This is a genomic window from Sphingobium sp. AP50 (assembly GCF_900109095.1).
Taxonomy (GTDB): Bacteria; Pseudomonadota; Alphaproteobacteria; order Sphingomonadales; family Sphingomonadaceae; genus Sphingobium.
In genome coordinates this window covers 1-12497 of record NZ_FNYZ01000016.1, presented here as the reverse complement: position 1 = coordinate 12497, position 12497 = coordinate 1, and the positions used below count along the sequence as shown (strand labels likewise).

The following is a 12497-nucleotide window of genomic DNA, read 5'->3' as shown; positions in this document are numbered from 1 at the left end:
ATGGCGAAACACCTACATCAATATCCGCCAGAAAGACGGGTTCAGAACCCCAGTTCGCCAAGGCATGTCCCCACCTGCCGGGCATAGGCGTCCCCGAACAGGCGAAGATGGACCAGAAGCGGCCAGAGCCGATAGACAGGCTGGCGCTGCTCCCAGCCTGCTTCCAGGCCACAGGCCTCGAAAAATGCGGCCGGCGGATTATCGAACAGGCCGAGCATGGCACAATCAACTTCCCGATCGCCATAATAGCAGGCAGGGTCGATCAGCCCGGCAACCTGGTCGCCGTTGAAGAGGATATTCCCCGACCACAGATCGCCATGGAGGAGCGAGGGCACCGGCTTGTCGGGAATAAGATCGCCCAGTCGATCGCAAAGCGCGGAAATCCGTTCGCCGACGACGAAACCGACATAGGGCAGATGGCAGCGCAGGCGCTGATCGGCCCAGAAGGTCACCCAGCTCGACGTCGGGCGATTGCAGATCGCGACAGGTCCGAAGGCATAGTCCTCCTCCCAGCCATAATGGGTGCCGCTTCGGCCGTGCAGACTGTCCAGTATCTCGGCAAGCTCCGCCCAGGATCGGACGCCGCCACGCGAAGAGGGAAGATCCTCCATGATGAGGAGATCGCCATCCTGTGCGATCACGCCGGGCACTGGCACATTGCGAAGCGCCAAATGCCGCAACATGCGCGCCTCGATCGCGACATCTGGCGCCTGTTTCGCGATGGCCGTGTCGCCATTGCCGAGATCGAGCCGGAAGACGCTCGAAAGGTCGCCACCCGAGAGCCGACTGACCGCGCGCACCTGGCGGCCCAGAAGGGTAGAGGCGCGTATCAGCATGACAGGGACAAAGCTCGCCTCAAACCGTCCCACCTCCTTTCAGAAGTCGCGGCGCCCGCAATCATGGACCCCTGCCTCCCGCTCATGTCAGGATCGCACGCTGCCATCGCCTCTACCCTTCCATGCGCTCTTATCCCTTGGGCGTCACCCAGAGCTCGACAGGCGCGGCGAACGTGCCGGGAGCGGGCTGGCCGACATGGGCAGGGTCCGCGGTCACCCGCTCGCCCGTCTCGAGATTGAAGGTCACCCAGGGCTTGGGCATGCGTCCGAAAGTCATCTTCTGGATGGGCTGACCCGTCGCCGAGTTCATGATGGTCGCTATGATGCTCATATCGCCCCGATAGCGGCGCGACGCCATTGGTGTAAGCCCTTCATATATGCCGATCTGCCGGGGCGGTCATCACGCACTGCCTGCGAGGCCTAGCTTTGAATTCCACAGCGCGCCAGTGGGACCGCCGCTTCATCGAGCCGGCGACGCCAGGATCAGGAAAGACATGTTTGCCCCAAGATTGCCAACGCGCGTTGCCCTCGACCTTGCATCGGCATGAAATCGTGCCACATTCGACATCGGCGGGCAGACCCATAAGGAAAAATGGATCATGCCCAAACAGAATGACCGTGAGCGCCTGGCCGACCTCGAAGCGCGCCAGTGCAGATTGCAGGAGGAGATTGCGGCGGCGCGCAGCGCGCTTCGCGCAAGATATGGTGCGATCGTTGTCGAACTTCCCATCGAGGCGGTCGGCGAGCGGGATTTTCGGGACATCCTTCAGCACGCGATCCGTGCCGGCGCCCCTGCCGCCCTTCAGGCGCTCAAAGCGCTGCCGCCCGCTCCGGAGCCAATGTCCCCCGCGCCTATATCCGCGGTCGCATCCCAAGGCCAGAAACCGACCCCCGCCCGGATCGTCTCGCCGCCACCGCCCTCGTCGATACCAGCATCTGAAAAGCGCTGACCAATGCGCATCGAGCAGCAAAGTCGCCGAGTCGTTCCCTCGACGGCTCGCCACCGCTTCGGCAACAAACGGAGCCACGATTCGCATCACAAGGACGAGTACCCATGTCGCTTTCCGACCTCATCGCCACGATCGCAGCCAATGAAGGTCTCGCCAAGACCGACGTCAAGAAGGTCGTCGACGGGCTTTTCGCGCAGATTGCCGCAGCTGCCGAAAAGGATGAGGAGGTTTCCGTACCCGGCTTCGGCAAGTTCAAGGTGAAGCACAGCGCCGCACGCGACGGTCGCAACCCTTCCACCGGCGAGACGATCAGCATCGCGGCCTCCAGGAAACTGGGCTTCACCCCTGCCAAGGCCCTCAAGGATCGGCTGAACGGCTGAACCGGACGGGCTCGGCCGACTAAGGCCGCGCCTCGATCAGCACTCCTGCAGCAGCGCCGGGCCGATCAGATCGATCGTCCGGCGCCTTCTCTATGGAGCGCCATCGTCCCACACCCTCGCCTCCAGGACGCGGCCACGAGTGGCGGTCTCGATCGCGCTTTCCCTCCAACCACGGTTCCAGCTTCCGGGCAATGCTGCCCGTCGACAGCGTTTGCCCGCTTCACGGGGACGCCCCCGTCAAGACAGCGATGCCTTGATGGGGTCGCGCTGGGGTATTCGCCCAGTTCACGGCATGCTTTCGAATGGTCGACACTCCAGAAAGTCGGAGTGAACGAGGGTCGATGTGGATGAAAGCTCATCATCCCGGAAATCGTCTGGGAAAAATCGTTGCGCTTCTGCAACGGCAATTCATGAAAATGTCACAAAATCCCGTTTCGGACGAAAACCCACTACCATCGGTGGTGAGGTAAGATACTCTCAAACGGTCCCGTAGAGCGAAGGATTCCAGCCGGTTGGACAAGCCGGCTGAGGGCAAGAGCCAGGCGGTGAGCGGGACACGCGACCGGAATGCCCGGGCGCGTGCAACGCAGATGGCGCGTCTATGCGCGCCACCCTGCCTGGAGAGAAGACTGCCCAAAGGCGCTGCCCCTAGTGAGGAGAACGCCCATGTATATCGGTCCACAGCTTAGCGAATTCATTGGCAATTGCCGGATGGCGGAAGACGAATTTGCCTTGAAGGCCCTGCTTTGCGATATCACGCCATCCATCGGCTGCGAGCAGTTCGCGCTCGTCAGCCATGTCGATCTGGTCGGGCCGCCCCGCGAAGCGACCATCATCATGAACTATCATGAGGGATGGGTCGAACGCTCGCTGCTCAGCAACTATTATATTGACGATCCGGTCCACGCGGCCAGCACGCGGACGGTCACCGCCTTCCTTTGGAGCCTCATTCCCTCGATGATCAGCCTGACCCAACGTCAGCTGCGCATCCTCGACGAGGCCCGCCCCTTCGGCCTCGTCGAAGGCCTCACCGTTCCCGTGCATTCGCCCGGCGAATATCGCGGCACCTGCTCCTTTGGAGGACGCGGGCCGATCGAGCTGACCGCGCAACTGCTGGGCGCGGTGCAGGTCATCGGCATGTTCGCCTTCGAAGCCGCGCGGCGGATCCAGTGCAAGCGCTGGGGCCTTGCGACCGGCGACGATCGCGTGCCGACGCTCACTCCCAGGCAGCTCGACTGCATCGCGCTCGTCGCCTGCGGCAAGACGGACAGGGAAATCGGCATCATCCTCGACCTGTCCCACCACACGGTGCGGGATTATGTGGAGGATGCGATGCGGCGCTACGATGTCTTCAAGCGCACGGAGCTTGTAGCGCGATGCCTTTTCGACGGGCAGATCTGCTACAGATCCTTTTGCCGCTCCTAGGCTGACGCGGAGAAGCCAGGGCGTTCGGTAACGACCTTGCCGCTGCCGCCCCTGAATGGCCCCTTGCAACGGCAGACATGAGGTCTGACCGAATGCGCCCACATGCGCCCGGAGCGCCGCCCTCGCCTGTCACGCCATAACGGCGTCCAATGACCCACATCCGTGGGCCGATGATGCCCCTGGTCATCGCTGCCCGCCATCCCCCTTTTTCGCGGGATGGCTCCCCTCCCCCATCTGCGCAAACCTCGACCGGCAACAGGCAACAGCAGATAGGGAGCCAGAATGACCCACATCATTGAGGGCAGTCGCGAGCAGGAACATGCAGCGCTGCGATCGATGTACGCGGCGCGCAAGAGCGTCTTCGTCGATCTTCTGGGCTGGGATGTCCCGGTTCTCGAGGGCCAATATGAGATCGACCAGTTCGACGGACCGCAGACCCTCTATCTGATCGCGGCCGAGCCGGACGGCACGCATCTGGGCTCCATGCGGCTGCTGCCCACCAGCGGCCCGACGCTGCTCGGCGACATTTTCGATTTCCTGTGCGAGGCCGGTCCCCCGGCCAGCCAGGCAGTCTGGGAAATCTCGCGCTTCTGCCTGTCGCGCGACCTGAGGGCCGCGCAGCGGCGGCAGGTCCGCAACCGGCTGGTGACAATGGCGGCGCGCTTCGCGCTCGACAATGGCATCGAGCGCTATTGCTGCGTCGCCGACATGCCCTGGTTCAGCCAGATCCTGTCCTTCGGTTGGAAATGTCGCCCGCTCGGTCTCCCGCAGATGCTTCCCTGCGGCATGACGGGCGCCATGGAGATCAGCATCGACAGGGACACCCCGTCGCGCATGGCCGAAGCCGGCGTCTGGCAGGACACACCCGTTCATTTCGCGGCTGCTGCGGCGGCCTGAGGAGAAGCGACCATGGCAAATTTACCCGACATTGCCCCGCTCGCCGATCGTCACGCGAGCGCCCTGCTCGACCAGGGCTATTGCATCATTCCTGCCGCCCTCCCCGCCGCCTCCGCCCGAGACCTCGCCGAGGATCTCTCCGCGGATTTCGAGAGGGCTGCGGCCTCCACCGGTCCCTTCTACGGCAATGACACGAAGAGGTTCGGCAGCCTGCTCAATCGCTCTCCGCATGCCCAGGCCTTCGTCCAGCATGACCTCATACTGGCGGTAGTCCGCAGGATCCTTGGCCCCTGGTGCGACCATGTCGCGCTCAACCTCACCCAGGCGATCGAACTCATGCCCGGCTCGATCGAGCAGGTGCCGCACCGCGATCAGGACATGTGGCCGTGCAGCCGCTTGGTTGATCCCGACCTCCATGTCGAATTCCTCGTCAATGTGATGTGGCCCTTCACATCCTTTACCAGGGACAATGGCGCCACGCGGGTCTGGCCGGGCAGCCACCGGCGGCAGCAGGAGATGATCCTCGATCCCGACGAGGCGATTGTCGCTGAAATGGAGCCGGGCTCGGCCCTTCTGTTTCTCGGATCGACGCTTCACGCGGGCGGCGCCAACAGGACCGGTAGCCCCCGTCGCGGCATGATCGTCAGCTATGCGCTGGGTTGGCTCAAGCCCTATGAGCTGCAATGGCTGGCTTATCCGCCTGACGTGGCGAGGCAATTCGACCCGGACCTTTCGGACCTCGTCGGCTATCGCATCCATCGTCCGAACCTCGGCAATTATGAGGGCCGCTGTCCCTCGACGATGCTGCGCAGTCCCGATGCCAAGGTCGGCGCCGTCGACGCGCTCGGCGACGAGCAGCATGCGCTAATCGAGGCCTATCGCCGCGAAGGACTGTCGTCTTCCGTCTCTCCGTCCTGACGAAAGGCGGACAAGCATGGACATGACAAGGAAAGGCGAGCCCATCGGTCCGGAGGAATCGGAAAAGGCCCGCCGCCAGGATCGCGCGCGGATCTGCCGGGCCCTCATAGAGGAACGGCGACTGGTGCAGGCGGCCTTTGGGCAGAAATTATGCGCCAACTTCAATTGGGACATGCTGCTTGAACTTTATGAAGCGGAGAGCGAAGGACGGGACGTCTATCAGTCGGCGCTCTGCCTCTCGGCCGGCATACCGGATTCCAGCGCGCACCGTTGGGCAGCAAAGCTTGCCGCCCGAGGGGTGTTCGCACGCCGGCATGACGATATGGACAAGCGGCGGATTATCGTCACCATGACGGACGACACCCGGCACGCTTTGGACCGTATCATGGACGGGCTTGCACGATGGGCCCGGTGAGCCGGGAGTTGCGTCGCCGCCGCGCATCTCATATGATGCGTGATGACAGATGCGACAGGAATGAGCCGATGCGTACGACGCTGGTCATAGATGATGATGTGATGGAAGCCGCGCGCGCCATCGCGGAGCATCAGAACCGTTCGATCGGCCAGGTCGTTTCCGATCTGGCCCGGCGATCACTGCGCGCGCCCGAAGCCGCACGCAGCCGCAACGGCATCGCCCTCCTCGCCGCGAAACCCGGTGTTGTGGTAACGCCAGAGATCGTCAACGCGCTGCGAGACGAGGCGCCGTGACCTATCTTCTCGACGTCAATGTGCTCGTTGCTCTGATCGATCCCAATCATGTCGGCCATGATGCCGCGCATCACTGGTTCGAGTCCATCGGCGCCAGGGCCTGGGCGACTTGCCCCATCACGGAAAATGGTGTCGTCCGCATTGTGGGGAACGTCAAATATCCCTCGACCCCCGGTTCGCCAGCCGAGGTGGCGCGCATCATCGGGCAGATGCGGCAGTTGCCAGGGCACAGCTTCTGGGCTGACGATATCAGCCTGCTGGCCGACGAGCGGGTCGACGAGACCCAGCTTCTGACCTCAGCGCAGGTTACCGACACCTATCTCCTCGCGCTTGCCGTGGCGCATGATGGCAAGCTTGCCACGTTCGACCGGCGGCTTTCGCCCAGGGCCGTCAGCGGCGGCAAGGCAGCCCTTCACCTCATCGGACATCAATGATGCGCACGGACCTCGACCATCTCCCCGCGGCCAAGCAGCGCGAGCTCGAGGAGGTCGTTCGCATTCTGTTCGCGGAATTTCGCGAGGCGACCGAAAATGCGACGGGCCGGCGGAAATCGGCGCGCATCCTCAAGATCATCCTGTTCGGCTCCTATGCACGGGGCGACTGGGTCGATGCGCCGTTCGACGCCAACCAGTATAAGTCCGACATGGATATACTGGTCGTCGTCAACCAGAAGGAAATGGCCGACGTCGCCGCCTACTGGTCGGTGGCGGAGCAGAGGCTGATCGACGCCTATCTCATCGAGAAGCGGATCAACACGCCGGTGCATTTCATCGTCCATTCGCTCCAGCAGGTGAACCAGGGCCTTGCCCATGGCCGGGTCTTCTTCATGGAGATCGCGGAGCAAGGCATCGCCCTCTATGACGGAGACAGTCGAGAACTCGCCAAGCCCAAGCCCAAGACGCCAAACCAGGCGCTGGAGGCCGCACAGGAATATTTTGACGAATATTTCCCGGACGCGATGCGGCGATTTGATCTCGCAAAGATTGCGATTGAGAAATCTTACTTGAAACAGGCGGCATTTGATCTGCATCAGGTGACTGAAGGCCTCTATCAGGCAATCCTTCTCACGTTGACGTTCTACACCCCATACGATCACAATATAGCGTTCCTGCGCCTCCAGGCCGAAGGCCGGGACCATTCCCTTTTCGACGTCTGGCCGCGCGGAACGCGGAAGGAACGGGCGATGTTCCAGAAGCTCAAGGACGCCTATGTGAAGGCGCGCTATTCAAAGCACTACCGGATCACACCTGAGGAATTGAACTGGCTCGCCGAGCGGATCGAAATTCTGGGGCAGATGACCCACCAGATATGCACGGCTCATATCGCGAGCCTCCGCAAGAATGCTGCCCACTGAGGCGGCGGAATATGGAGTTAAGGTATCGGACAATTGCGCGCTGGAACTCGGCGCTGCTATTTTTTCCAACGTCAAGCCGAGACACCTCTGGGGACGTTCATCCGGCCCCGCAACGGCAAGGATGGGGACCTGTCGGCCGGTTCCACAACGGCAAGAATGGGGACATTGTGCTCGGTCCGCTCCGTGGCGGATCACTGCGAAAAGCTGCCGCTTCACCATCCGGAATGACCGCTTCCGGGAATGGAGATCGGGACTGTCCGCCCGGTCCGCTTGGAATCAATGATTATGCGAATGGCTCATATTCAGGGCTTTTCCAGATTTAGATGACAATACGTTGTGCAAGCGATAGTAAAATGCAGTGGGAAGCACACGTGAAGTGTCGCTATTTGTGCTTCCCTATTAAAACGTTGGACCACGGGGAGTATAATGGGGCACGACGCAGATATTGCCGAACAGTTCGAGAAGCACCTGAACAGTCCGAAGCAGACTTGGCTCCTCGGGGCAGGCGTCAGCTACCCAGCCAATATTCCCCTGATGTACCCGTTGACCGATCGAGTTATGGAACTGGCGCGAAACTTCCTGTTCGCGGCTGATGCCGACGCCATTCGCGTTCTGGATTTTGTTATCGGCGATTGCGCTGAAACCTCGCACATCGAGCATCATCTAACCCATCTTGGGGATCTCATATCCATTGCTGAGCGGTCGCGGACCGGCGGCGTAGATATTGGCGGAGGGCGCGTTTCGAGGGAGAAGCTCGAAGAAGTTCATACAGGCCTGATCGAACAAATCGCCTCGACTGTAAGATGGGGATACCGAGCAGCACGCAAAAACGGCCAGGGAGAGGTTGTCGCCGAGGCACAAATAGGCAGCCAGAGTAAGGCCATCGTTGACATCTCGGGGCATCAGAAATTCGTCGAAGCCGTTTTCGGCACCAGCCGCGCCGGTCTCGACTTTGTCCGGACGCCAGTGGAGTTCTTCACGACCAACTACGATACGCTGCTCGAGGACGCCCTCGCGTTGGCTGGGATAGAATTTCAAGATGGATTCATTGGAGGTAGCGTCGCGTTCTGGAATGTTCAGAACTACGCGAACCAGATAGGGACTCGCGCTGTGGTTTCCAAGCTGCATGGCTCGATCGACTGGTATAGACCGCATTCCGGCAAAACGAACTTGCTGCGAGTTAGGCATGGTGACACCTATCCAGGCCCTGGCGGCTCAGTCATGATTTATCCGCAAGCAACAAAATATCTAAATACGCAGCGTGATCCTTTCGCCGAAATTTTTCAGAGATTCAGGCGGCGGCTATCTCAAGGTAATGATCACGTCCTTCTCGTTTGCGGCTACTCGTTCGGAGATGATCACATTAACGCCGAGATCGAAATTGCCATGTCTTCTTCGAGGAGCCAGCTAACTGTCATTGCCTTCAATGACGAGCCGAACGGCGAATTACCTCCAACTCTCAAGGATTGGCAGACTAAAGCTTGGAACCAGCGGCTTTTCGTGGCAAGCCCCAAGGGCATTTACCAGGGATCAATCGGACCAGTCTTTTCCGTTGACGACGGCAAGAGGGACTGGTGGACGTTCGATGGAGCCTCAACCCTTCTTGCCAGTGGACTTCCAAAAGACATCCAGGAGGCGATGGCATGAGCGCATTCCTCCTAGATTCCGATTTGGAGATTGGTACGGTCTTCGAAGTTGCTGGCAGCGCCATAAAAGTCGCGCTCAAGCGCGATATAACCGAACTGACGAGGAGCCACAGCGGCCGCGTTTATGACGTTGGCCAAATAGGCAGCATTGTAAAAATGCACCTTGGACGCCGAATTCTGTTCGCCACCGTAAGGCTCTTACGGCTCCAATCCGATGAAGAAGCAGCGGCGCTCTCAGCAACGCAGGGCAAGCCTTTCGATCAAGATCGCAGGGTGATAGAAGCCGATATGCTTGGCGAAGCTTGGTTTAATGCCGCAGAGAATGAATTGGCTTTTAAACGTGGGGTTTCGACATACCCTCTGCCGCTTCAGGCAGTACATTTGATAACTAAAGAAGAAACCGACAAGCTTTTTGCAAGTGCGGAGAGGGCCTCGGACGATGGAGCAGATCGCCTCGTGCCCATCGGCTCTTATGTAGGTGCAACTCGCGTGCCTTGCCGCGCGAACATGGACAAGCTTTTCGGTCACCATTGCGCAATTCTTGGCTCTACCGGATCTGGCAAATCGAGCGCTGTCGCAGCCGTCATCCACTCTATTTTAGAGCATCGATGCCGACCCGAGCAGGGCACTCGACCTTGTATCATTCTGATCGACCCGCACGGGGAGTACGCCTCAGCGTTTGGCAACCGGGCCAAAGTTTTTCGAGCATATGATGCGCTAGGGAATAACGCAGATGATATTTCCACGCTGAAACTGCCTTACTGGCTCATGTCTAGCGATGAATTCCGCTCGCTTGTGATCGGCAAAACGGAGTTCGAAGCAACGTCTCAGGCAAACACTGTCTATAAGGCGCTTGCTCACGCACGAATGGTAGGGGCTGGCCTTGCTCGGAGCGCAGCTGGCGGGATTCCTGCAGATCTTCCGGCTGGACAACATCCCGAACAGCCTATGCCAATGGCTGGAGTGAACGAAGATCAACTCGTCTCGTTTGACCGGGACAAGCCTCGTCCCTTCACTCTCTCTGAATTCGAAACTCATATTAGGGAGCGTCAGGCTAAGCGTAACGGTCCGAACTGGACCGACGTGACGGCTTCGGATTTCCAAAAAGACTATGCGTCGATACTGAACAAGTTTCGCGTGCTCAGGACTGACCCGCGCGTTCGGTTCCTCATGGAAGAGCATGGGCCAGATGCGCCGAGCCTTTCTGACGTTTTGTCTCAATTCCTGAATGTAGATGGAGCAGACGACGCCTGCTTGAAGATCATAGACATTTCAGGATTGCCCAATGAAGTGGCTGGACCACTCACGGGTGCAATCGCACGCCTGCTGTTTCAATACAAGCTTCATCAGACACGAGAAGAGCGCGAGCGAGATCCAGTTCTGTTTGTTTGCGAGGAGGCGCATCGATACGTCCCTAATCGTGGTGACGCTGAGTATGAAGTGGCGCAAACCGCCGTGCGGAGACTTGCGCGCGAAGGACGCAAATACGGTCTTGGTCTTATGCTTGTTTCGCAACGTCCATCCGACATTGAAGATACGGTCATATCTCAGTGCAACTCATGGATTGTATTGCGCCTTGCCAATAGCACTGACCAAGAACATGTCTCCCGCATCCTGCCGGATAGCTTAGCGGGTATGACTAAAATGCTTTCCTCGCTGCCAAGGCAAGAGGCGCTTTTCGTTGGCGAGGCGGCAGCGATTCCCTCTAGGATAAGGTTGCGAACCCTCAGCCGTCATCAATTGCCAAACTCACACGATATCTCTTTTGCTGAAGGTTGGTCTTCTGAAGGCACGAGTGCGGAAGCGCTAACAACAGTTGTAGGAAGAATGACAGCGTTTTGAGCGAAGCAAACTACGTTTGGGTGCCGCTGAACAAATCTTCGGTACGCGGAATGATTTTGCTAAGCGCAATATCGAGTTCAATGGCCGCATGATATGTAATGACATGAATCGCGAAGGTTTCAGGCTTTTCACCAACGTCCAAAACTCCAAGGCCCCCCGCGATTTCATCGTAATCCAGGCTTTCTCCCGTGCACTGTTGATCGTTTTCAGCGCCGTGCGACGTGCGACTACGAGATGCCAGCCTGGTACATCATGCGGCAAACCGACTTCTGACGTGCCAAGCCGGAGAAATTTTGAAAAGCAATGCTCGCCGAGGGGAGCAATATTCTTTTATAAATCCGCTTTTTAGTAACCGCTGGCGAGGAGACTTCTGTACGTAGCGATGAATTCAGGCCGCATGTAGAAGCGAACATATGCAGCAGCGACTTTGGCTTCATACGCGTCCTGGTTGCTGAAGTTAACCTTGTTCAATATGCTTGATGCGGGCGATTCTGTCGAGTGATGATCACTATATTTGACGAGATCAGCGAACCGAAATCCGATCTGAGCCAATTGGTCATAGCATGTCAGCAAAGCTTTCGGGTCGATTTGGTCCCGATTCGGATCGATGCGCCCGATGAATGCGCTCAGCGCGTGATCGTCTACATTCCCATCAGCAGTATCCATGATGGTATCCCAGTTAATTTTTAACTGATCATAATGTGAATAGCTGGAATGAATATTGCTACCATCTATCTGCGCCCGCTGAAGTGTTCTCAACGCAGGTACGAATTCCTTGTATAGTGCGAAATAGGCAAGGCTCACACCTGAATCGATTGCGAATCGGATCGTCTCCTCGGCTGTTTCGGTCGTCTCCTTTTGACCACCTAGGATGAAATAAGCCTTGCTGTGAATCCCGATACTTCGAAGACGCGCAAACAGTTCCTGAAATTTTGCATTAGAGGCCGACGGTCCGGCCTTCATTTTGCGGCGCTTGACGTCGTTCCCATGTTCGATGCCGAAGGCAAGCATGCGGCAACCGCTTGCCTGCAGATTATCGAGGAAGTTGGGCAAATCTCTCTCATAAGCGAAGAAATCTTCGACACGAAAAATGCCGCGCCAGCCGAACTTCTCCTCTCTATCGCGCTTGATCTCCAGAAGCATAGAGAGAAATCCATCTGCCCATGACAAAGCTGTTGCGTGCCCCACGCGGTCTGCGGCGTCAAGAACGCCGATTTGCGGCAGAAGATTGTCATCAATGAATTGGATGCGGAGGTCTTCATGCCGAAGCATCAATTCTTTAAGTTCCATTTCGACCGAGTGCAAATCACGCCTGCGCTCGCCGCCGGATTGATCCCGCCGCTCAGTGCAGAAGCTGCAATTCCAGTCGCAACCTCGCGACATTACGATATGGGCTTCGACCGCTTTGCTGCCGATCGCCCTGGTCGGCTGTGGCTCATACTGGCCCTTAGAGGCTGTGTCGGAACGCTAACGCAACGGTGGACGGCCGAGTTTCGATATGATTCCGAGGGGTTGCGACACCAACCTTGGAAGCCATCATG

General features: G+C 58.7%; 14 protein-coding genes. 10 read left to right on the top strand and 4 right to left on the bottom strand.

The window, feature by feature from the left end; genetic code table 11:
* Positions 1–41 precede the first annotated feature (41 nt).
* The 3 genes from BMY84_RS21040 to BMY84_RS29900 form a co-directional block, all read right to left on the bottom strand.
* Positions 42–836 (bottom strand): fructosamine kinase family protein, encoded by a 795-nt coding sequence (locus BMY84_RS21040; protein ID WP_093086329.1) that lies wholly within the window; start codon positions 834–836, stop codon positions 42–44.
* Between the two features lie 130 nt (positions 837–966).
* The gene (locus tag BMY84_RS21035; RefSeq protein WP_093086519.1) at positions 967–1167 is read right to left on the bottom strand and encodes a hypothetical protein; all 201 of its coding nucleotides are present in this window, start codon (positions 1165–1167) and stop codon (positions 967–969) included.
* 40 nt (positions 1168–1207) lie between these two features.
* Positions 1208–1609, bottom strand: coding sequence for a hypothetical protein (locus tag BMY84_RS29900; RefSeq protein WP_177204111.1), 402 nt, complete (start codon positions 1607–1609; stop codon positions 1208–1210).
* A 281-nt stretch (positions 1610–1890) separates the two neighbouring features.
* Between BMY84_RS29900 and BMY84_RS21025 the strand changes: the two genes are divergently transcribed.
* The 10 genes from BMY84_RS21025 (at position 1891) to BMY84_RS20980 (ending at position 10956) form a co-directional block, all read left to right on the top strand.
* Positions 1891–2166: an HU family DNA-binding protein gene (locus tag BMY84_RS21025; protein ID WP_093086328.1), complete on the top strand. Its 276-nt coding sequence runs from the start codon at positions 1891–1893 to the stop codon at positions 2164–2166.
* Between the two features lie 666 nt (positions 2167–2832).
* On the top strand, positions 2833–3591 hold the full coding sequence (locus BMY84_RS21020) for a LuxR family transcriptional regulator (RefSeq protein WP_177204110.1): 759 nt from the start codon (positions 2833–2835) through the stop codon (positions 3589–3591).
* A gap of 282 nt (positions 3592–3873) precedes the next feature.
* Entirely contained in the window at positions 3874–4488 is a 615-nt protein-coding gene (locus tag BMY84_RS21015; RefSeq protein ID WP_093086325.1) for an acyl-homoserine-lactone synthase, read from the top strand.
* 12 nt (positions 4489–4500) lie between these two features.
* The gene (locus BMY84_RS21010; RefSeq protein ID WP_093086323.1) at positions 4501–5406 is read left to right on the top strand and encodes a phytanoyl-CoA dioxygenase family protein; all 906 of its coding nucleotides are present in this window, start codon (positions 4501–4503) and stop codon (positions 5404–5406) included.
* Between the two features lie 16 nt (positions 5407–5422).
* Positions 5423–5821 (top strand): hypothetical protein, encoded by a 399-nt coding sequence (locus BMY84_RS21005; RefSeq protein WP_093086322.1) that lies wholly within the window; start codon positions 5423–5425, stop codon positions 5819–5821.
* 68 nt (positions 5822–5889) lie between these two features.
* A complete protein-coding gene (locus BMY84_RS21000; protein WP_066860643.1) occupies positions 5890–6114 on the top strand; it encodes a CopG family transcriptional regulator in 225 nt (74 codons plus the stop codon).
* Entirely contained in the window at positions 6111–6548 is a 438-nt protein-coding gene (locus BMY84_RS20995) for a TA system VapC family ribonuclease toxin (protein WP_093086320.1), read from the top strand. The genes BMY84_RS21000 and BMY84_RS20995 overlap by 4 nt, the downstream gene beginning before the upstream one ends.
* Positions 6548–7468, top strand: coding sequence for a nucleotidyltransferase and HEPN domain-containing protein (locus tag BMY84_RS20990; protein WP_093086319.1), 921 nt, complete (start codon positions 6548–6550; stop codon positions 7466–7468). Before BMY84_RS20995 ends, BMY84_RS20990 begins: the two co-directional genes overlap by 1 nt.
* 426 nt (positions 7469–7894) lie before the next feature.
* Complete coding sequence (locus tag BMY84_RS20985) at positions 7895–9115, top strand: SIR2 family protein (protein ID WP_093086317.1); 1221 nt, start codon at positions 7895–7897, stop codon at positions 9113–9115.
* Positions 9112–10956: an ATP-binding protein gene (locus tag BMY84_RS20980; RefSeq protein WP_093086315.1), complete on the top strand. Its 1845-nt coding sequence runs from the start codon at positions 9112–9114 to the stop codon at positions 10954–10956. The genes BMY84_RS20985 and BMY84_RS20980 overlap by 4 nt, the downstream gene beginning before the upstream one ends.
* 345 nt (positions 10957–11301) lie before the next feature.
* On the opposite strand, the gene BMY84_RS20975 is transcribed toward BMY84_RS20980, so the two are convergent.
* Entirely contained in the window at positions 11302–12339 is a 1038-nt protein-coding gene (locus BMY84_RS20975) for a radical SAM protein (RefSeq protein WP_093086314.1), read from the bottom strand.
* Between the last annotated feature and the right edge of the window lie 158 nt (positions 12340–12497).